Origin of the sequence: Winogradskyella arenosi (assembly GCF_003337305.1) — a bacterium.
In the GTDB taxonomy this organism is placed as follows: domain Bacteria; phylum Bacteroidota; class Bacteroidia; order Flavobacteriales; family Flavobacteriaceae; genus Winogradskyella; species Winogradskyella arenosi.
In genome coordinates this window covers 766,758-789,095 of record NZ_QPJO01000002.1, presented here as the reverse complement: position 1 = coordinate 789,095, position 22,338 = coordinate 766,758, and the positions used below count along the sequence as shown (strand labels likewise).

The window sequence follows — 22,338 nt, the reverse complement described above, 5'->3', positions numbered from 1 at the left end:
AATTTTCTGAAATAAAAAAATCCAATTTAATCATAATATTTTAAATGCCTAAAAGGAATCGGTTTTATATATTTGAAAGCCCATATAGAAGATATGACATCAGTTTTTAGCCGAAAGGATTTTATTGCCACAAAATGGTTTACCCTTGAAAAAATCATCCAGTTTATAACCGGGGTTTTTATTGTTCCTAAAATTTTCAGCACTTTAGGGACTGTTGATATCGGTAAACTAAAATTTGTAGAATTGGTATTAGGTATGTTTACACCTTTGTTTTTATTGGGCTTATCTGCCATTTGCATCAGAGAAATCATTTTTAAACCCAAACAGAGCCCTCAAATTTTATCGACAGCCTTTTACCTTAGACTTGTCAGTTGGCTTTTAATTTTTATCGGCGTCTTTATCTACTTCGGTATAGCGAAGAGCAGTCCGTTATCCCATTTATATATCATTATTGCTCTCAGTTACCTCTTTAAACTCACGGATATTTTTGAATATTATTTACTGGCGCAAAAATGGACCAAAATCATATTCATCTGTAAAATTACAACTTTAAGCATTATTGTGGCGCTTCAGTATTACGGTGTTAAAAACCATTTAAGTGTGGACTATTTTGCGCAACTTATAGTCCTTGACTTTTTTATTCAAGGTTTTATTTACTTTCTTATTTTAAGACTGAAGAAACCCTTTTTATTTCAATCGTGGCACTTAAATTGGCCTTTAGGTAAATCCCTTTTAAAAATGGCCTTTCCGCTAATGATTTCTAATGCAATCATCATGTTTTACATTACAATTGATGAATTGTTTTTAAAATATTTTATAGGCGATCATGCTAATGGCATATTTGCTACTGTTCAATTTTTAGTGATTGCCTTAAGTTGGAATTTAGGATTTTCAATTATAAACGCCCTCTACCCCTCTCTCGCAGAATCGTATCAAAACGATACGGCCTTGTATCGAAAAAAAATCATCCGCCTGTTTAAAATTATGCTTATCCTCGGGACAGCTATTGGTCTATTATACACCTTTTTTGGAGGATATATCTTAAGCCAATATTTCTCAGAAAGCTATATTGAGGCCTTAAATCCCTTGCTCATATTCTGCTGGTCGCCACTAATTATATTTATAGGCATGATCTATGAAAAACACCTTATTAACACCAATGACCTTAATAAAAATGTTTACCGATTTAGTTTAGGCTGCGCCGTTAACGTTGTTTTGTGCTATTTGCTCATTCCTATTTTTAAAGTCGAAGGTGCCGCCATTGCCGTACTCCTCAGCCATTTTTCCACTAATATTCTATATATGTTCTTAGATCATAAGAGCAGACGACAACTCTTATCTTTTATTTAATCTATGACATTACTTCTTCTTGCCATCGCTCCTGTTTTTAGTATTATTCTTTACATCTATTTTCAAGATAAATATGATAAGGAACCCAAACGTCTTTTAGCCATTAGCTTTGTCCTTGGTGCCGTGATAAGTATTCTCATTGTATTTGTACTCTATCTTTTTACAGGCCGATTTATCCCTTTAACTGACGAATTTAGTATATGGCAACAATTTATTCAGGCTTTTGTAGTGGTAGCCTTAGCCGAAGAATTCAGCAAATATGTTATCGTAAACTATTATGCCCAACCGCAAAAAGCTTTTAATGAACCTTATGATGGCATTATGTATGCCGTTATGGTGTCTATGGGATTTGCTTGTACAGAAAACATCTTGTATGTTATTAATGGAGGTTATCAAGTAGCCTTATTAAGAGCGCTTACGGCTGTTCCGGCCCATGCGGTCTTTGGCATCATTATGGGCTTTTACATGGGGAAATCTAAGTTTTCAAACCGCAGCGTTTTATTTAATTTAACCGGACTATTTTTAGCCGTGTTATTTCATGGCGCTTATGATTTCTTCTTATTTATTAATTTTATTCCAGGCATTTCAATTGGGGCCTTTATCTCTCTAATTATCGGAATTTTTCTTTCAAAAAAAGCCATAAAGGCCCATCAAGATAATTCCCATTTTAGATCACTTTAATTTAGTATTCCAGCAACGCTAGACAAAGCGCGATTATCATATTTTCAATACTATTTGATAATTCGCCGTGTAAATTTGTTATTTTGCAATAGATTTAGGTCAAAACAATTAATCACGTAAAATTTCTACGATGTATAAAATTAAAGTTAATTCGTCTCACACTTTCAATCTCTCAAAAGAAAGCCTAGAGACCTTAGATATTATAGAAACAACGCCCCTACATTATCATTTACTTCATGAACATACCAGTGTTAAGGCAGAAATCTTAACCTCTAATTTCAACAAGAAGTTATATACGGTAAAAGTCAATAACAACACCTATGAGGTCAATTTATATGATGCCTTAGATCAGCAAATAGAAGCTTTAGGTTTCGAGATTGGTGCCTCTAAACAAATCCATGAAATTAAAGCTCCAATGCCTGGATTAATACTCGAAGTGCATGTTAAAGCGGGTGATGCAGTTAAAGAGAATGACACCTTACTCATTTTAGAAGCGATGAAAATGGAAAATGTGATCCATTCCCCTCGTGAAGGTGTGATAAAATCTGTCACCATAAAACAAGGCGAAACCGTAGACAAAAATGCCCTTCTTATTGTATTTGAATAAGACTGCGGAAGGGATTAGTGCGCAATACATGTTTTTCAAAGAAACAAAACACGTGCTCAATAGACACCCTTTGTCTATAACATAAAATAATTGATTCAATCTGTTCCTAAATTGTTAGGACGATCCAATTACAATCTTTCATGAAAAAAATATTAGTTGCCAATAGAGGAGAAATTGCTGTAAGAGTTATGCGTACGGCAAAAAAAATGGGACTTGAAACCGTAGCCGTATTTTCTGAAGCCGACAGAAACGCTCCTCATGTAAAATATGCCGATCAAGCTGTTTGTATCGGCCCTGCACCGTCTAGCGAATCGTATTTAAAAGCCGATAAAATTATTGAAGTGGCACAACAATTAAACGTTGATGCCATTCATCCGGGTTACGGGTTCCTTAGTGAAAACGCTGCCTTTGCTGAACTTTGTGAAGCGAACAACATCATATTTATTGGACCACGCTCTAAGGCTATTAAAGTTATGGGAAGCAAATTGGCGGCAAAAGAAACCGTAAAAGCCTACGATATTCCTATGGTTCCTGGTACGGAAAATGCCATTACAGATATTCCACGTGCTAAAGACATAGCCAAAGGCATTGGTTTTCCTATTTTAATTAAAGCTTCTGCCGGAGGTGGTGGAAAAGGAATGCGTGTTGTAAAAAATGAAGCCGAGTTTGAAAGTCAAATGCACAGAGCCATCAGTGAGGCCAAATCGGCCTTTGGAGATGGAGCCGTCTTTATTGAAAAATATGTGGCTTCTCCTCGTCATATTGAAATACAAATCATGGCCGATATGCACGGTCAGGTAATTCATCTTTTTGAGCGCGAATGCTCCATACAACGTCGACATCAAAAAGTTATTGAAGAAGCGCCGTCTGTTGCGATAACACCCGAATTAAGAGAAAAAATGGGGCAAGCCGCCATTAACGTGGCACGCTCTTGCGATTATATTGGCGCAGGAACTGTAGAGTTTCTTTTAGATGAAGATAATAATTTCTATTTTTTAGAAATGAATACGAGGCTTCAAGTAGAGCATCCGGTGACCGAATGGATTTCAGGTGTGGATTTAGTAGCACTTCAAATTAAAGTTGCTAGAGGCGAAAAGCTCAATTTAAAACAAGAGGATTTAAAAATTAACGGACATGCCCTAGAACTTCGGGTATATGCTGAAGATCCTATGAACGATTTTTTACCTAGCGTAGGCCACTTAGAGGTGTATCAATGGCCAGAAGGTAAAAATATTAGAGTAGATAATGGCTTTGAGCAAGGTATGGACATCCCTATTTATTACGACCCTATGCTATCTAAACTCATCACTTACGGCGACACAAGAGACGAGGCTATTGCGCAAATGATTAAGGCTATTGAAGCTTTTAAAGTTGTTGGCGTGCAAACGACCTTAGGTTTCGGGCATTTTGTTTGTCATCACGACGCTTTTAAAAGTGGACAATTTGATACGCATTTTGTAGAAAAATATTACGCTCCGGACCTCTTAAAACAACAAGACGAATTAGAAGCCGAAATTGCCGCTAAAATTGCCTTAAAAGAATACTTAAAAGCACAGCAAATGTTACGCGTTCCACAATAAATAAAACTTTACCTAGCCTAAATAAGGAACCCAATCAACACACGTTAAATTTTATTTGCAATAGACATTGCGATAAGATTAAAATATAAATCCCATGGATCAAAAAATAAAAACACTCAATGATAAATTAGCCTTAGCCAAATTAGGCGGAGGTCAAGCCCGAATAGACAAGCAACACGAAAAGAAAAAACTAACCGCTCGAGAGCGTGTGATGTACTTACTCGATGAAGGTTCTTTTGAAGAAATTGGTGCTTTAGTCACCCATAGAACCAAAGATTTTGGAATGGCAGACCAACAATATTACGGTGATGGTGTTGTTACAGGTTATGGGACCGTAAATGGTAAATTAATCTATGTATTTGCTCAAGATTTTACCGTATTTGGAGGGTCTTTATCTGAAACTCATGCTGAAAAAATTTGTAAAATTATGGATATGGCCATTAATGTTGGGGCCCCTTTAGTAGGTCTTAACGACTCTGGTGGTGCTCGTATTCAAGAAGGAGTACGCTCTTTAGGAGGTTATGCCGATATTTTTTATAAAAACGTGCAAGCTTCAGGAGTCATTCCGCAAATCTCTGCGATTATGGGACCCTGCGCAGGTGGTGCCGTGTATTCGCCAGCAATGACTGATTTTACTATGATGGTACAGGACACCAGCTATATGTTTGTTACAGGGCCTAATGTGGTAAAAACCGTAACTAATGAAGCCGTGACCAGTGAAGAGTTAGGTGGCGCTAGTGTACACGCTTCAAAATCTGGAGTGGCACATATAACCGCGACTAATGATGTAGAATGTTTGGAAGACATTAAAAAACTTCTTAGCTATCTCCCACAGAGTCATAAAGAAAAAGCCGCTTCAATCCCTTTTGAACTGAAAGAAGAAATAAGACCCAATCTCAATTCTATAGTTCCAGAAAATCCGAATAAGCCTTATGATATGCACGAGGTAATTACAGGGATTATTGATGAAGATTCTTTTTATGAAATTCATAAAAATTACGCTGAAAATATCATCGTTGGCTTTGCCCGCTTAGGCGGTCGAAGTATTGGTATTGTGGCCAACCAACCCATGTTTTTAGCGGGCGTTTTAGACGTTGATAGCTCTAAAAAAGCGGCCCGATTTGTGCGTTTTTGTGACTGTTTTAATATTCCGTTACTCGTTTTAGAAGATGTTCCTGGATTTTTACCCGGAACCGATCAAGAGTGGAACGGTATCATTGTTAATGGCGCCAAATTATTATATGCCTTTAGTGAGGCTACCGTACCAAGAGTAACTGTCATTACACGTAAAGCCTATGGTGGCGCTTATGATGTGATGAACTCTAAACATATTGGAGCCGATATGAATTTTGCTTGGCCTAATGCTGAAATTGCTGTAATGGGTGCAAAAGGAGCGGCCGAAATTATTTTTAAGAAAGAGATTTCAAATGCAGAAGATAAAGAGGCTAAATTAAAAGAAAAAGAGGCCGAATACGCCAAACTATTTGCCAACCCTTATAGTGCTGCCGAACGTGGATTTATAGACGATGTTATACTGCCACAAAACACAAGACGTAAATTAATTAAGGCTTTTAAAATGTTAGAAAATAAAGCGGTTTCGAAGCCTGATCGGAAACACGGTAACATTCCCTTATAAGAACGCATTAAGATAAGCCTACTAAAACCTGATAAGATATATGTCCTATCAGGTTTTTCATTTTCTAGAAGATAAATTTAGAGGAACTATTAAAATCAAATTTAAATTAACGTTAAGGCATTTTACACTACACACAATAGCCTTACATTTGCGGAATGCAAAATGAAGAAAGGTCACAACTAGAATTTGTTACATTAATGGCTGCCTTAATGGCTATGGTCGCCATTGCTATTGATGCTGTATTACCTGCATTACCAGATATTGGTGCCTATTTAAAAAGCACAGGAGATACTGAAAACCAAAAGTTAATTACCACTATATTTTTAGGTATTGGTTTTGGTCAACTCCTTTTTGGCCCGCTCTCAGATAGTTTTGGACGTAAACCAATGGTCTATTGTGGCTTTGTTATCTTCGTCATTGCCTCTATCATCTGTATGACAACTCGTAGTTTTGAGATGATGTTACTGGGTCGTATTTTACAAGGTGTTGGCTTATCTTCTCCAAGAACCATGAGTATCGCTATAGTACGCGATTCTTATAGTGGCGATCATATGGCTAAGATTCTTTCCATCGTAACGATGACTTTTATTTTAGTGCCCGTTATTGCTCCGATGCTAGGACAATTTCTATTGTTACATTTTGGATGGACCTCCATTTTTACGGTTAATTTAATATTTGGGTCTTTTGTAATGATTTGGTTTTGGAAACGGCAACCCGAAACGCTGCATAAATCGTATCAGAAAACATTTCACCTTTCCATTTTTAAATCAGGATCTATTACGTTTTTCAGAATTAAATCTGCCGTTATTTATACTTTACTCTCCGGATTGGTCACTGGATCGTTTATGGTATACTTAAGTACATCGCAGCAGATTTTTCAAGTTCAATATAATTTAGGGGAATATTTCCCCTACATCTTTGCGAGTTTGGCGGTCACTATTGGTCTGTCTACTTTTCTAAATAGTGCTATTGTGATGCGTTTTGGAATGTGGAATTTAGTCCATATTGCCTTACTCGTTTTTATCAGTACGGCCTTTATCTACGTAATATTATTCTGGTCGGGCGTTAACCCGCCTATTGGTGTTTTAATAGGCTTTTTAATGGTACAATTTGCGAGCGTTGCTTTCTTATTTGGAAATTATAGAGCTTTAGCCATGGAGCCTATGGGGCATATTGCAGGTATTGGGTCGGCCTTAAATGGATTCATTTCCACTGTCATGGCTGTTCCGATTGCGAATTTTATTGGTAGCTTTATCACCACCTCTGTTTTACCGCTGTTCTTAGGATTCTTAATTACCGGTATTATTGGTTTGGTCTTATTTTACAGTGTAAAAAAACCTGTAAGAGTAAAAGGATAATAGTCGCTTAAAAAATATCTAAACTCCCCTTGCCTTCTCTAATAATCTCAGGGGTTTCCGTTGATAAATCGATAATCGTTGACGCTTCATTATCGCCGTAACCCCCATCTATGACTAGATCTACTAAGTTATCCCATTTTTCGAGTATAAGTTCGGGATCTGTCGTGTATTCTAAGACATCATCTTCATCTCTAATAGAAGTTGACACAATAGGATTACCAAGGGCAGCAACTATTGCTAAGGCAATGGAATTATCGGGTACCCTAATCCCAACAGTTTTTCGCTTTTTAAAGGGGTTTGGTAAATTTTTAGAGCCTGGTAACACAAATGTATAAGGCCCAGGTAAGGCGCGTTTTAAAATTTTAAAGGTAGTGGTATCAATCTGTTTCACATAATCACTAAGATTACTTAAATCTTCACACACAAAAGAAAAATTAGACTTTTCAAGCTTTACACCTTTAATTTTAGCAATCCGTTCTAAAGCTTTTATATTGGTAATATCGCAACCTAAACCATAAACCGTATCGGTAGGATAAATAATGAGTCCGCCACTCTTTAAAACTTTTATGACTTTCTGAATCTCTTTTGGATTGGGGTTTTCAGGATATATTTTAATGAATTCAGCCATAATTTGTGTCTTTACAATAAGAAATACAAAGTAACTATATTTTTTTATAGGAAGGAACTAATTCTTTAAATCGTCTTTAAAAAAATCACGTAAACTTCGGTCTAGGTTCTTAAGTGATAAGTCGCTATCAAAATTTCAACCCTTAATTGTGATTCTACTTGTGATTATATGAAAGAAAAAAGAAACCCAATTTAAAGGCTTTATAAGCACTCTAAATTGGGTTAAATATTTTGAATGGTTTCAATAGTTGAGCATTAACGCTCCTATTAAATCATCATCTTTATTTGGTACGTAAGATATCTAATTTAGCAAAACGCAATAAGAGTTTTTTGACATCGCCATTCTGAAATTTTATTTCAGCTTTAGCATCAGCGCCGGTGCCTTCTAGTTTTAAAACTTCACCTCTACCAAATCGATCGTGATTTACGGTGTTTCCTTCTTTTAATTTGGTATCAAAAGAGCTTACACTGTCATCAGTATCGGCAAGGGGTTTCATTTTTTTTGGGGTACTAATTTGAAATTTTTCAGGTTTCTTCTTAGAATCTTTTCTCAAAATTTTTGCTTTTTTTGGTTTCGCAAATCGAATGCGATTAGGTTCTATGTCTCCAAAGATAGAATCGTCTAACATTGGGTTGACACGTTGTTGTTTTAAGGGTGTTACGATATTTACAAATTCCTCGTCAATTTCTTCTATAAATCGACTTGGTTCTGCGTCTATTAATTTCCCCCATCGGTAACGCGATAAGGTATAAGTTAAATAAGCTTGTTTTTCGGCTCTTGTTAAAGCCACATAAAATAAACGGCGCTCTTCTTCAAGTTCACTTCTTGTGTTCATACTCATGCCACTTGGAAACAAATCTTCTTCCATTCCCACGATAAATACGTGTCCGAACTCTAATCCTTTTGCCAAGTGAATGGTCATTAATGCCACGTGATCTGGATCTCCCTTATCACCGTCTAAATCGGTCGCTAGAGCAATATCCTCTAAGAATTCAGCTAAAGAATCACCTGCATCAGCCAATTCAATTTGTCCTTCAACGAAATCTTTAATACCGTTTAATAATTCTTGAACGTTATCCATCTTCACCACACCTTCTGGTGTTGCATCCTTGTTCAGTTCTCTAATTAAACCACTGGTTTTTGTAACATGCTCAGCCAAATCAAAGGCATTCGCTGTTTTATTCATCACTTGGTAGCTCTCAATAAGTGTCACAAAATCTTTCAACTTATTTTTTGTTCCGCCATTGATGTTTATATCTACTTTATCGATGTTTTGTAAAATCTCAAAAATAGTTTTTCCATAGGTATTAGCCGCCACAATTAAGCGGTCTACAGTAGTTTGTCCAATACCACGTGCTGGATAATTAATAACACGTTTTAAAGCTTCCTCATCGGAAGGGTTGAGCACTAAACGTAGATAGGCCGTTAAATCTTTAATCTCTTTACGTTGGTAGAACGATAAACCACCATAAATACGATATGGAATATCGCGTTTACGTAGGGCATCTTCAATAGCCCTAGACTGCGCATTGGTACGGTATAAAACGGCAAAATCACTGTTGTTCAGTTGCTCATTCATTTTAGTTTCCCAAATGGTACTGGCCACATAACGACCTTCATCACCATCGGTTAATGCGCGGTGAACTTTTACTTTTTCCCCTTCATCATTAGCCGTCCAAACAACCTTATCTAATTTAGTTTGGTTATGTTCTATAACAGAGTTTGCTGCTCCAACTATACATTTAGTAGAGCGATAATTCTGCTCTAAGCGGTACATTTTAACCCCGTCGTAATCTTTTTGGAAATTTAAAATATTACTAATATTGGCACCACGGAAGGCATAGATACTTTGGGCATCATCCCCTACGACACAAATATTTTGAAAACGATCTGCTAATGCTCTTACAATTAGATATTGCGAGTGGTTGGTATCTTGATACTCATCTACCATGATATATCTAAAACGGTCTTGGTATTGCGCTAATACCGCAGGAAACCGTGTTAAAAGTTCGTTAGTTCTTAGTAGTAAATCATCAAAATCCATGGCTCCTGCTTTAAAACAACGATCCACGTATTCTTTATAAATCTCTCCCATTCTTGGACGTCTTGCCATAGCATCGGCCTCCATTAATTCAGGGTTTTTATAATACGCTTTTACGGTTACTAAGTTATTTTTATAAGACGAGATACGGCTATAAACCTGTTTGGTTTTATAGATGTCTTTATCGAGTCCCATTTCTTTTATAATAGACCCCATTAATTTTTGAGAATCTTGGGTATCGTAAATTGTAAAATTACTTGGATACCCTAAGTGGTGCCCTTCAAAACGTAAAATCTTGGCAAAAACAGAGTGAAAGGTTCCCATCCAAAGATTTTTAGCTTCACTGCTTCCTACGATGTCTGCAATTCTACCTTTCATTTCCTTGGCCGCCTTATTGGTAAAGGTTAAGGCCAAAATATTAAAGGCATCAATTCCTTTGCTCATGAGATAAGCAATACGAAATGTAAGCACACGTGTTTTACCAGAACCTGCACCAGCAATGATAATCATTGGGCCATCAATCTGTATGGTAGGCGCCAATTGCGCCTCATTAAGTTGACTAAGATACTTTTCCAATCTAATATTTTTTGAAGCTGTAAATTTACGGATAGTCTCATAGTTTTCCGCATTGAATTGCTATAATTTATCAAGAATGTTATTAAGAGTCGCTTCAAATTAGGACTCCTTTTCGCCATCACCCGCCATAGCAGAAAGTAAAGCCGCTTTAATATTTAACCAGACAAAATTGAAAACGGATTTGGTGGTATCGCGTTCTACGGATTCTGAATGTCCAAAACGATAATTATTTTTTTCATCATCACTATCTTTAGAAACAAATAGATTCACTAGCGTCGATAAAAGCTTGTTTTTTTCCTTTCCGTCTTTTCTTAAAATGGCCACTTTAAAATCGTCATAATTCACTTTTAAGTCTATTTGCCCCACTCTAGAATCTCCTCCAATGGTGAAATAAGTTTGTTGCAACTCTCCTTGAAGATCTACATTGAGATTGGGTTTTGTGAATTGCGCTAATTCTGACGCTTTAAAATTTTGTAAATCGGCTTTAAAAATGAATTGATCTGTAGAATCGGCTACCTTAAAATTCCAATCTACATTTAAAGTCGCACTATCCATAAATTGTGTGTTAATACTAATCACTGTGTCTTCATCTAAAAATGTATTTCCTAAATGCCAAATGCGCGCATTCATCTCTGTAAAATCTAAACGACCAGCTGGTTCATATCCTTTCACTTTCTCTAAATAAGACAACGTCCCATTTTTAATTTTTAAGTTTTCTAATCCGAGCTGAAAATCTAAATCTCGCAACATCCGGCTGTAAAGTAATTTTGTACTGGTATCATCGGGAAGCAATTTATTTCTATAAATTTCAGCTTTCGGCGTGTTTAACAGCATTGATTTAGAAGAGAAGTAAAAGCGCTCTTCTTGATTAAATCCAAAATCTAAATCTTGCAACTCAATGTCTTTAATAAACACCTTAAAATGATCGCGCTCTTGTTTTAACACCGCATCATATTCTGGTTTTGAATATTTGGTACGGAATTGAAATCCGCTTAAACGGGCCGTATGGTTGGTAATATCAACACTATCAATGGCTAAATCTTCATAGGGGTTTGCTGCAAAATTTAAAGCTTTAGTTTGAAGATGATAGGATTTGTACTCTAGCTTTTCGTCTTTATTTTGGGCTTCGGCCTTAATTTTTAATTCTGAAATTTTAAAGTTTAAATCTGAAGTACTCAATATAACACTATCATTTACAGCATTCTTGATTAAAATATCGGCTTGCTTTAAAGCTAGACTTTCAATGCTAATATTCTGTTTTAATCCCTCTAAAAAGCTCTGCTCATAACTGCTTCGCTGCACAACAGGATTATGGTTATAGGTCGCAATGAGCTTTACCACATTTAATTTTTTAGCTGTAATTTCATTGTGCACGATATAATCCCAATAACTTAAATCATTCAATTCTATGGCTTGCAATTGCGCATCTAATAAGGTTTTACCCGTTGTTTTTCCGCTTAGCACAACTTTAGGTTGAGAAAGCGACACATCTCCTCCCCATAAGGCCACATGAAGATCCTTATAGGTAACTTTTACGGTTGGACTCAAATCGGCTAACGCGGCTTCTAGTTTTTGACTTACTACATAATTTGCCGCATAGGTTAATCCCCCAACAAGACAGAGAAGGACAATCCCTAGTATTGCTAATTTCTTATATTTTTGCTTCATATTTTTAGAGATAAAATTTCTAAATCTTTAAATTAAATTAACTTTACAGTTTGGCGTTATAAGGTACCCTTAATAGGGGAAGCGTTATAACCGGGAATCAATTAATGTTAACTCAATAAAAAATCTATTTTAATGGATCTTGACAGGATTATAGACTTACTTTTTAATATTACACCTGCAGCTCTTGTGGGTGCTATGGCATACTATTTTTTTAAGCAACATGTAAACAATGAAAATAAGAGACGGCATTTTTTAATGCATAAAGATCTGCAGAAAGAAAGTTTACCACTACGTTTACAAGCCTATGAACGAATGACACTTTTTTTAGAACGCATCTCGCCTTCTAAACTTCTAACGCGTGTTCACCCAACTTCTACGAGTAAAACCGATTACGAGAGTTTGCTTATTGCAACGATAGAACAAGAGTTAGAGCATAATTTAACGCAACAAATTTATGTGAGTGATCAATGTTGGTCTATCACTATTGCGGCTAAAAATGCCACCATTCAACTTATTAGAAAAGCGGCACTACCCGATACTACGGAAAATGCCTCAAAATTACGAGAAGTGGTATTAACCGAACTTATGGATAAACCTGCTCCAAGTAATGCTGCTCTTGCGTATATTAAACAAGAGGTCAGTGACCTTTGGTAAAACACCTTATAACTTAAATAAAAAAGGCTTCTCAATGAGAAGCCTTTTTTATTAAGGTCTTTATTAAAGAATCCGTTTATTCTGCCACTAAAAAGGCCTTTAGAGTTTCCTCATAAATTTTTTCGTACATCGGAACAATATTACGCAAATCGAATTTTTGCGATTGTAATTTTGCATTGCTTTTAAAGGTTTCTAAGGTCTTGATATCAGTAAGTATTTTTAACGCATTATCAGACATATCATGTATCGCATTAACATCACTCAAATAACCTGAATACCCATCTTCATTGACCTCCGATAAACCTCCTGTATTTGTAGAAATCACAGGAACACTGCTAGCCATAGCCTCTAAAGCCGCTAAACCAAAACTTTCGGTTTGAGAGGGCAATAAAAACAAATCACTAAAGCAGAGTATTCTATCTATTTCATTACTATTTCCGAAGAAAATAACGCGTTCACTAATTCCTAATTCTTCAGCCAATATTTCAGCAGCTTCTTTTTCAGGCCCTTCACCGACCATCATTAATTTGGCTGGTAATGCTTTTTGAATGTTATAAAACACCTTAATAACATCGGGAATACGTTTTACCTCTCTAAAGTTACTAATATGCGTAATGATGCGCTCATCATCTTCTGCCATCATCCCGCGTTGGCAATCAGTAAACTTATGTTCGTGTTTTTCTAAATCGATAAAATTAGGAACGACAGAAATTTCATTTTTAATATCGAACAAACGCATGGTATCTTGCTTTAAACTTTCTGAAACAGAAGTTACAGCATTAGATTTATTGATACTAAAGGTTACGGCTGGTTTATAAAACGGATGACTTCCTACAAGGGTAATGTCCGTACCATGTAAGGTGGTAACGATAGGCACATAAATCCCCTCATCTTTTAACATTTGCTGTGCCATGTAAGCGGCATAAGCATGCGGAATGGCATAATGCACGTGTAACAATTCTATGCCATGCAGTTTTACCATATCCACTAATTTACTAGATAAGGCCAGCTCGTAAGGTTGATATAAAAATAAAGGATATTCAGGTACATGAACTTCATGAAAATGAACATTATTACTCAACAATTCTAAACGTACCGGTTGGCTGTAGGTGATAAAATGAATTTCGTGACCACGTTTAGATAATTCTAAACCTAATTCTGTAGCGACGACACCACTACCTCCAAATGTTGGGTAACAAACAATTCCTATTTTCATTTTTTCTATTTAATATTAAAATGATCTGCGCCGCAGCCCAAATCTAAGGTTATAGTCGTAATTTATTAAGCCTCCTTTCTGTAGACGTCTTATAAAATGTACATCATAACCATTTCACCTTCCCAATAATTTAAAACTTAGAAAGTGCTCCTAAAGTATTGCTCTAATACAGTGCTCCTTAGTCTATAATAGCTTCGTAAATTAGACGTTGTATTTCTGTCCTTATATTTTCTCTAAGTAATAAGTTTTTACCTGCTTCAGGGTACGTTCGGTTGGCCAAAAACACATAGACAATTTCTTCATCCGGATCGGCCCAAGCATAAGTCCCTGTAAAGCCTGAGTGTCCAAAACTAGTCATGGATAAACAACCACAGGTTGGCCCTTCATCACCTAATTGAGGTTTATCGAAACCTATACCACGTCTGTTGTTATTTCCACAATAATAGCAGTAGTTAAACTTATCAATGGTTTCAGGATCTAAGTAGCGCTTTCCTCCGTAAAACCCTTTTTGCAAGTACATTTGCATAATCTTGGCCACGTCATTAGCATTACTAAAAACGCCGGCATGTCCGCCTACCCCATTTTGCATTGCTGCTCCCATATCATGCACATAACCATGAACTTCTTTATAACGGTAATAGTTATCAATTTCCGTAGGAACAATATCCTTTAAACTGAATTTTTTCCTTGGATTATAGGTGGTATAATTAGCTCCTAACGCTTTATAAAAACGATCTTCCGTGATTTCACTTAGCGGTTTCGCGTAAAAATCCTCCAAATATTTTTTTAAGATGTAATACGGTAAATCGCTATAACGATATCTTAAACTCGGTAACAAATCACTATCTCTGATAATTTTCTGTATGGTATCTTGATAATCATCACGCATAAATAAGGTGTTGGTGACCTCAGTTCTATAGCCTTCTGTACTTTTAAATTTGTAATATTTAGGATCTGGTAATTTGGTTACCGAATCTAAAGTGGCATAGTAAAATGGCACCCATGGCTTAAGACGTGCGTAATGCGACAACATCTTTTTTAAGGTAATATTCTTTTTGTTCGTGGTTTTAAACTCCGGCATTAAATCGCCTAGTTTATCGTCTAAACTCACAGAACCTTGCTCTTCTAACTCCATTAATACAGGAAGCGTAGCTAAAATTTTGGTTAACGAGGCCACATCGTAGAGGTCATTAAAATCTACAGGATTCTTCTTTTTATAAGTATGATACCCAAAATTCTTACTGTAAACCACCTTCCCTTTTCGGGCGACTAAGATTTGAATTCCTGGCGTCATTTTTCCTTCTATAGCATAATTGGCTATGGAATCTATGCGTAATAAACGATCGGAGTCCATCCCCACGCGTTCTGGTAAACCATAACTTAAACTCATAATAGAGTTATAGCTTTTCCCCGTACCGACAGGAAAAAATGGACCTGCACTTACAGGTAATTTACCTTTAGCATCGATAGCACCGAAAATTAACTGCGCTGATTTTTCTTGTGCAATAGCACTATTTTGGTAGCTGACCACCACACTTTCAATATTCTCTACGGTAAGCAAATCGTTTAAAGCATAAGGTCTGGCAAAGACATCTAAAACCACCGTATTGGTGCGTGCAATTTCATATAACCATGCCATTTCTTTTTGAGAAAACTTATAACTCTTCCAAGGGTTCGCATTCGATTTGTGAAAGCCAACAACAACCGTATTATAATTCTGAAGTTTAGCAATGACTTCATCTAGTTTATCAGCTTTTATCTCATGAACTTTAGTGTATTTCTTTAAAGATTCAAGAAAAACAGAGCCTGAGTCATCACCTAAGGCCACATACGCTATTTTCTTAGTTTCTAAATCTCTAAAAGGCAACAAGTCATTACTGTTTTTTACCACCGTAAGGGCGTTTTCCATGAGCTCTTCATATAGCAAATCGTCCTTTAATCTATTAAGATCATTTTTTAAATTATAAATCCCTATTGGCGAGTAATTATGAAGTCCAACTTTGTATTTTGCCATCAATATTTTCTTTACAGAATAGGCTAAACGTTCTTCTGTAATCACCCCTTGGTTAAGAGCTTCTGCAAATTTGGCAATACCTGCAGCAGGATCTTCAGACATGAGCATCACATCGTTACCTGCTAAAAAGGCCATCAAATCGATCTCGCCTCCTTTTACTAAACTTTTTGTTTTAGACCCATCAACATCTCGTGCCACATAATCCGCTGCGCCTTTCATGGTTAAAGCATCCGTAAAAATTAGGCCATTAAAACCTAACTGTTCTTTTAAAATATCGGTGACAATATGTTTAGATAATGACGATGGGAAATCTCTACGTGCCTCTAAACTTGGCACATTAAGATGCGCTACCATAACACTTGCTAATCCTTTTTTTATAAGGGTTCGGTAAGGATAGATTTCTATAGAATCGATTCGTTTCGCGCTAAAATTAATGGTCGGTAGTTTTAAATGCGAATCGTCTTCCGTATCCCCATGCCCAGGAAAATGTTTAGCATTGGCTAGGGTTCCTGCACTTTGCATACCTTTCATAAAGGCCAATCCTTTTTCGGTAACATTATCACGGTCTTCACCAAACGAACGGTTTCCGATTATAGGGTTCTTAGGATTGGTATTGATATCTACCGCTGGTGCAAAATTAAAATGCACCCCAAGGCGCTTACAATGTTCCCCTATTTGTCGTCCGGCTTGCTCTACCAATTTAGGATCAGAAATAGCGCCAAGGGTCATATTCCATGGAAAAGCATAGGTAGAATCTAAGCGCATACTTAGTCCCCATTCGGCATCCATTCCTATTAATAACGGCACCTTGGAAGCTGCCTGAAGCTCATTATTCAATTGGGCTTGACGTACGGGACCACCATTAGAATAAATTAAACCACCTATATGTTGATTCTTTATTAATTGCGCAATCTTAGTCTCATGGGCTCTCCCTTTATTAGAAAATACTTGCACCATAAAAAGCTGCCCAATACGCTCTTCTACAGACATCGCATTATACAGGCTATCCACCCATTTCTTTTGTTGAATAGAATCGGTAGTTTGAAGGGGATGACGCGCGCTGTTTTGAGCAAAAAGAAATTGAAAACAACCACAAATTAGAAAAAGGGCAATATATCGCATTAGCAATCTTTAAAGATTATAAATTTAGTACGTAAAATGACATCGATTATTGTGCCAAATTACCATAATTAAAAGGAAGTTAAAAAGACTTTAAGATAGATTTATATATCGATTTTAAAGGGTGTTGTTTAGCCTTCAGACACCAAATCAATTTGACGGTCGTGGTAGCCTAATAAGTACAGTACCCCATCTAAACCAATACTAGAAATAGAACTCTGGGCACTATCCTTAACCTTAGGTTTGGCATGAAATGCAATCCCTAAGCCCGCTAAGTTTAACATCGGTAGATCATTAGCACCGTCACCAACAGCAATGGTTTGACTAATATCTATGTGCATATTATCGGCTAACAATTGTAAGTATTCTGCTTTTTTATTACCATCTACAATATCACCAAGGTAGCCTCCTGTTAAGGCACCATCTTTAATTTCTAATTGGTTAGCGTAGACGTAATCTATATCTAATTTTTCTTGTAGGTAGTGGCCAAAATAGGTAAATCCACCCGATAAAATAGCGGTTTTAAATCCGTAGTAATGTAAGGTATCTATAAGACGTTTTGCGCCTTTAGTAATTGGCAAGCGTTGTGCCACTTCCTGTAAAACAGATTCACTTAAGCCTTCTAAAAGTTTCATTCGTCTTTTAAAACTTTCATTAAAATCAATTTCGCCTTGCATCGCGGCTTCTGTAATGGCTTTTACTTCATTACCAACACCCGCCAATTCAGCTAATTCGTCAATGACTTCAGTCTGAATTAAGGTCGAATCCATATCAAAACATACCAAACGTCTATTGCGTCTAAAGATATTATCTTCTTGGAAAGCGATATCGACATCTAACTCTCTAGAGATGGCCATCATTTTTTCAGTAAAATCGGACTTATCTCCTATTCGGCCTCGTATTGATAGTTGTATGGATGCTCTAGGATACTCTTCTTTATTAATTAAAGACGTACGCCCTGTAAGCCGTTTAATAGAATCGATATTCAGGTTTTTTTCTGAAATAACTTTAGTGACTTCAGAAATTTGAACCGCCGCTAAACGTTCGCCTACTATGGTTACAATATAACGATCCTTCCCTTGAAGGTTCACCCAATCTTCATAATCTTCTAAGGATATAGGAGAAAACTTTGCGGTCAACTCCAACTCGTAAGCCTTAAACAATAGATCCTTAAGTACGGCTGCCGATTTTTTTCCTGATTTTATTTCAAACATAATCCCTAGAGAAAGGGTATCATGAATATTTGCTTGACCAATATCCAATACTTTAGCATCATACTCTGCTAATACGCTGGTTAAGCTTGAAGTTAATCCTGGTTTATCTTGTCCTGAAATGTTTAATAAAAAAATGTCTGTAGCCACAATTGAGGTTTTGGGTTAGTCCTTTAATCTATAATGTAAAAGTGACTATTCTTGTTGAGATATAAAAATTTTTATCTTGAAAGTCTTATTTTATAAATCGACTGTGCCAACTTTCGCTCGCGGGAACCTCCCAGTTTTCGTTGAATTCGGCAATATTAGTCACCAAATTATTAAATACAATCGTATTTTTAGACACCGCTTTTTGTTGTGCCATTTTCTTAAAATCGACTAAGGGTTTATAGGCTATAAATTCTCCTTGTTTGTAAGATACATTCATCTTATCCATAAGGTCTACGTTGTACTGCTGTTCTAACTGTTGAATAAAATTTACTGAAGCATCAATAGAACAACCTGTAGCACTATTTAAAGACTGATCCATCGCTATAACGATAAACCTTTTGTACACTAATTTAAAACCTGCTTTTAAATCTTTACCGTGAGCGGTCCATGCTTCGATAAACGTTTCTAACTGTCCTTTTAATTGTACAATTTCATCATCTGAAAACGAACGGTTGGCTTGGTAAATCCAAACTCTAGACTCTTCGGGGAGGGTATTAAAATCAACTAGCATAAAATTATTTTTTCTAAGACACAAAAATAAGACTTTACATCCAATCTCGGTCTTGAGATTCTACCTTATATAACAAATAATTGTTAATCGAAAGGGCTTCAGATTTAGAAATATAGGGAATGGTTACAGACTGTGATGCAGTTGAAATTACAAGCGACACCACCTTTCTTGGTCTCTGAAAAATACTTTGCTTAAGTTTCACACTTTGAATTTTATGAATTTCTAGAATCTGAGTGGTCGTATCAATGACGCCACTGCCTATGGTAATAAAGTTTTCCGAAATTCTATAATAGGCTTTTCGGTAAGACGTAAGTACGTACAAAACTGCTAAGGGTATAAAAATGAGGTTAACCCATAGCGCGTCTATCCCTAAAAAGGCAAACCCTAAGCCATTAAGAACCGTAAAAAATAAAAGCATTTCTAAAGTGGCAATCCGCATATAATACGGACGTGGTTTTCGTTTTTCGCCTTCATCTTCAAAGTACCCTGATAATAGTTTATTGATTAAATAATGAAGCTGTTCTTTTTCTAAGGCTACTATATTAAAGTTCTTTTGCTGTTTAACATTGACCATAGCTTGTTTTACGGCCATACTATGTAAGCCTAATGCTTGTTTTAGACGGTTTGTGCTAATCACTAAGTTCTGAATACGACTAGGCGTTAAACTTAAAGACACTTTATCAAACAGGCCTTTATTAATCTCCACGGTCTTTTGGTGCTCTACCACTTCAAGATTAAAATTAATGATAAAGGTTTTCACCACCGAAAAGAGCAACGAAAATAATACAGCACCTAAAATTAAGATGGCATTGGTAAGTATTAAATTAAAGATCGTTTCTTCATCAAAATTCACATAGTCCTCTATACGTTCTTCAATATTTAAGGCTTTTAGATAGTCTTCCAATTCGGTATACAAACCAAAAACAAAAGTGGTTATTAATAAAAAACTCTTAAAATGATTTTGAGAAATACCTTCGAGTAGCAAACGGATAGGCGTCACTTTAAAAAAGACATCACGATCCTTTACTACGGCTTGCGTAGGGCTTTCCACAGCATTTACAACATTGTTTTTAGCAAACAACTTGGATTTTAAATCTAGGGCGGTGGCTTTATCTAAGGCATTAATTTCTATTTCAGATTTTTTATCGCCGGCGGTTTCTATTTTTAAGGAAACTACATTAATGACTTGCTGTAAAAAATTCTGCTTGATATAAACATTCTGAATTTTAGACTTCGGAATAATTGTATTGTCCTTATTAATTACCCCCGTAGCCAGATGGAAATCGTCATCACTTAAATGGAATTTAAAATTTAAATATTTTAAAATAGCTATGACTAAGATGACGATTAAAACCGTGATAAGACCTAACAGTAATCTAAACGGTGTGACTCCGCCTAAGGTCTGATTTTTAACGATGGACAAACCAAAAGCAATAAAAAGCACAAAGAACTTTTTAAAAAATGAGATGGTCTTAAACGCAAAAATGACTATAATTCCTTTTGACGATTGCCGTATGGGATGTGAAAAATCAGTTATCTCCATTAATCTTTGCGCTTATAACTTCTTTAATTTGCGTAGCTTCTAAATGCGGCAATCCACTTATACTTAAATCGCTACCAGACTCTCCTGCGGTATAAATTTTAAGGGTCGCCAATCCGAAATAACGCGCCAACCAACTCCTTGACTCTTCCACATGTTGAATTCTAGAAATCGGTACCGTCACTTTATTGTGCACTAGGAGTCCTTTCGCATAAATAACATCATGCGTTCTTAGGGCATATTTGCGCTTTTGAAAAGCCAAAAAACTCACCAAAAAATTTAACACACAAAACAATACCACAGCCACAAGAACATACCATATACTTATAGGCAAGTGGGCTTCTTTGTTTTCAATAAGATATTTACCAAGAAAAACTAAACCTATTAAAACCGTATAAATAAGTAATTTATTAAGGGCAATAATCTTTAAATAGGCTTTTGAAATGGGCTTAAGAATCACATCTTCAACACGAGGCAAGTCTTCCGTTTGTATTTGAGAATTTATAAAGGTCATTTTACTATTAATGTTTAGGACGAAAAATAAATACAACTCAATTTTAATTCTTGAGACCTTAATGCTGAAGTTAAAAAACTATAGATATGATACCCATACGTTCCAATAATGCCTTCTGTAGAACGTTAGATAACGATTAATAAGATGGATCTGAAAACTTTCAAATTAAGCCTCCATTCTATCCTGCAAAGTCCCAAAACATTGATCTCCTAGAATAAAATTCATAGACTAATTAATAACCGTATCGCTTAAGCGTTGGCAATTAATTCTGCAATATCCATGACTTTAATTTCAGCTTCTTTTTCTTTAAACTTTACACCGTCCGTCATCATGGTATTACAATACGGGCAGCCTGTCGCAATAATTTCCGGTTGTGTCTCTAAGGCATCCTCTGTTCTTAAAACATTGATTTCCTTATTTCCAGGTTCAGCATCTTTAAACATTTGTGCACCTCCCGCTCCACAGCATAACGCTGTTCCTTTATGGCGCTTCATTTCAATAAGATTGGCATTGGTTTTTTTGAGCACATCTCTAGGCGCGTCGTAAACACTATTGGCACGTCCTAAATAACAAGGATCATGGAAAGTAATCCGTTTTCCTTTGTAGGTATCTCCCCCTAAAGTTAAACGTCCTGAGGCAATAAGTTCCTCTATAAACTGTGTATGATGAATAACTTCATATTGACCACCTAATCCAGGGTATTCATTTTTTATACAATTGAAAGAATGCGGATCACAGGTTACAATACGCTTTACCTCATAAGCATTAAGCACTTCAATATTCATAACGGCTTGCATTTGAAACAAAAACTCGTTTCCTGCACGTTTAGCCACATCACCAGTGTTGCTTTCTTCAGTTCCTAAAACGGCAAAATCGACTTTAGCCTTATTTAAGATTTTCACAAAAGCTTTGGTTATTTTCTTTGCTCTATCATCATAACTTCCAGCAGAACCTACCCAAAATAAAATTTCAGGTTGTTTGCCTTCTGCCATATACTCTGCCATGGTTGGCACTTTAAGTTCTTCGCTCATAATGTCTCTTATTTTTTCTTATAGGTTACAATTAACCCAAATCCGATACCCAATAAAGCGCCTGCTATAAATCCACCTAAAAAACCGGTATCATTATTCCAAATGTAATAAAAGGCTATTGCAGATAAAACCGTGACCACAATTCCTAATTGCAGTCTAATGCGTGGTTTTAATTTAAGAAAATAATTCATTC

Annotated in this window: 18 protein-coding genes; 7 read left to right on the top strand and 11 right to left on the bottom strand. The window is 36.1% G+C overall.

The window, feature by feature from the left end; all coding sequences use genetic code 11:
- Positions 1–93: 93 nt before the first annotated feature.
- From DFQ08_RS08130 to DFQ08_RS08105, 6 genes are all read left to right on the top strand, one after another.
- Positions 94–1,350: a flippase gene (locus tag DFQ08_RS08130; protein WP_147269457.1), complete on the top strand. Its 1,257-nt coding sequence runs from the start codon at positions 94–96 to the stop codon at positions 1,348–1,350.
- A 3-nt stretch (positions 1,351–1,353) separates the two neighbouring features.
- Positions 1,354–2,031: a PrsW family intramembrane metalloprotease gene (locus DFQ08_RS08125; RefSeq protein WP_114309498.1), complete on the top strand. Its 678-nt coding sequence runs from the start codon at positions 1,354–1,356 to the stop codon at positions 2,029–2,031.
- 130 nt (positions 2,032–2,161) lie between these two features.
- Positions 2,162–2,638, top strand: coding sequence for an acetyl-CoA carboxylase biotin carboxyl carrier protein subunit (locus DFQ08_RS08120; RefSeq protein WP_317048382.1), 477 nt, complete (start codon positions 2,162–2,164; stop codon positions 2,636–2,638).
- A 140-nt stretch (positions 2,639–2,778) separates the two neighbouring features.
- Positions 2,779–4,218: an acetyl-CoA carboxylase biotin carboxylase subunit gene (accC, locus tag DFQ08_RS08115; RefSeq protein ID WP_114309496.1), complete on the top strand. Its 1,440-nt coding sequence runs from the start codon at positions 2,779–2,781 to the stop codon at positions 4,216–4,218.
- 94 nt (positions 4,219–4,312) lie between these two features.
- Positions 4,313–5,854 carry an acyl-CoA carboxylase subunit beta gene (locus DFQ08_RS08110; protein WP_114309495.1) on the top strand — a complete coding sequence of 514 codons (1,542 nt, stop codon included), beginning with the start codon at positions 4,313–4,315 and terminating at the stop codon, positions 5,852–5,854.
- Positions 5,855–6,009: 155 nt separating this feature from the next.
- A complete protein-coding gene (locus DFQ08_RS08105) occupies positions 6,010–7,212 on the top strand; it encodes a multidrug effflux MFS transporter (protein ID WP_114309494.1) in 1,203 nt (400 codons plus the stop codon).
- A 7-nt stretch (positions 7,213–7,219) separates the two neighbouring features.
- Here DFQ08_RS08105 and DFQ08_RS08100 read toward each other — a convergent pair whose 3' ends face one another.
- The 3 genes from DFQ08_RS08100 to DFQ08_RS08090 form a co-directional block, all read right to left on the bottom strand.
- The gene (locus tag DFQ08_RS08100) at positions 7,220–7,840 is read right to left on the bottom strand and encodes an L-threonylcarbamoyladenylate synthase (RefSeq protein WP_114309493.1); all 621 of its coding nucleotides are present in this window, start codon (positions 7,838–7,840) and stop codon (positions 7,220–7,222) included.
- A gap of 280 nt (positions 7,841–8,120) precedes the next feature.
- On the bottom strand, positions 8,121–10,457 hold the full coding sequence (locus DFQ08_RS08095) for an ATP-dependent helicase (protein ID WP_114309492.1): 2,337 nt from the start codon (positions 10,455–10,457) through the stop codon (positions 8,121–8,123).
- A 99-nt stretch (positions 10,458–10,556) separates the two neighbouring features.
- Positions 10,557–12,125, bottom strand: coding sequence for a hypothetical protein (locus tag DFQ08_RS08090; protein ID WP_114309491.1), 1,569 nt, complete (start codon positions 12,123–12,125; stop codon positions 10,557–10,559).
- A 132-nt stretch (positions 12,126–12,257) separates the two neighbouring features.
- On the opposite strand from DFQ08_RS08090, the gene DFQ08_RS08085 reads away from it, so the two are divergent.
- Positions 12,258–12,779, top strand: a complete 522-nt coding sequence (locus DFQ08_RS08085) for a DUF7935 family protein (RefSeq protein ID WP_114309490.1) — start codon at positions 12,258–12,260, stop codon at positions 12,777–12,779.
- A 76-nt stretch (positions 12,780–12,855) separates the two neighbouring features.
- Here DFQ08_RS08085 and bshA read toward each other — a convergent pair whose 3' ends face one another.
- The 8 genes from bshA to DFQ08_RS08045 all read right to left on the bottom strand — a co-directional run bounded on the left by bshA (position 12,856) and on the right by DFQ08_RS08045 (position 22,336).
- Complete coding sequence (bshA, locus tag DFQ08_RS08080) at positions 12,856–13,995, bottom strand: N-acetyl-alpha-D-glucosaminyl L-malate synthase BshA (protein ID WP_114309489.1); 1,140 nt, start codon at positions 13,993–13,995, stop codon at positions 12,856–12,858.
- A 178-nt stretch (positions 13,996–14,173) separates the two neighbouring features.
- Complete coding sequence (locus DFQ08_RS08075) at positions 14,174–17,131, bottom strand: glycoside hydrolase family 3 N-terminal domain-containing protein (protein ID WP_114309488.1); 2,958 nt, start codon at positions 17,129–17,131, stop codon at positions 14,174–14,176.
- 128 nt (positions 17,132–17,259) lie between these two features.
- Positions 17,260–18,489, bottom strand: coding sequence for a phosphoserine phosphatase SerB (serB, locus tag DFQ08_RS08070; protein WP_114309487.1), 1,230 nt, complete (start codon positions 18,487–18,489; stop codon positions 17,260–17,262).
- 85 nt (positions 18,490–18,574) lie between these two features.
- Positions 18,575–19,060 carry an ABC transporter ATPase gene (locus DFQ08_RS08065; RefSeq protein ID WP_114309486.1) on the bottom strand — a complete coding sequence of 162 codons (486 nt, stop codon included), beginning with the start codon at positions 19,058–19,060 and terminating at the stop codon, positions 18,575–18,577.
- Positions 19,061–19,094: 34 nt separating this feature from the next.
- Positions 19,095–20,603, bottom strand: coding sequence for a PH domain-containing protein (locus DFQ08_RS08060; RefSeq protein ID WP_114309485.1), 1,509 nt, complete (start codon positions 20,601–20,603; stop codon positions 19,095–19,097).
- Positions 20,590–21,114, bottom strand: a complete 525-nt coding sequence (locus DFQ08_RS08055; protein ID WP_114309484.1) for a PH domain-containing protein — start codon at positions 21,112–21,114, stop codon at positions 20,590–20,592. Before DFQ08_RS08055 ends, DFQ08_RS08060 begins: the two co-directional genes overlap by 14 nt.
- A 248-nt stretch (positions 21,115–21,362) precedes the next feature.
- Complete coding sequence (locus DFQ08_RS08050) at positions 21,363–22,145, bottom strand: (Fe-S)-binding protein (protein ID WP_114309483.1); 783 nt, start codon at positions 22,143–22,145, stop codon at positions 21,363–21,365.
- 8 nt (positions 22,146–22,153) lie between these two features.
- Positions 22,154–22,336, bottom strand: a complete 183-nt coding sequence (locus DFQ08_RS08045; RefSeq protein ID WP_114309482.1) for a hypothetical protein — start codon at positions 22,334–22,336, stop codon at positions 22,154–22,156.
- Between the last annotated feature and the right edge of the window lie 2 nt (positions 22,337–22,338).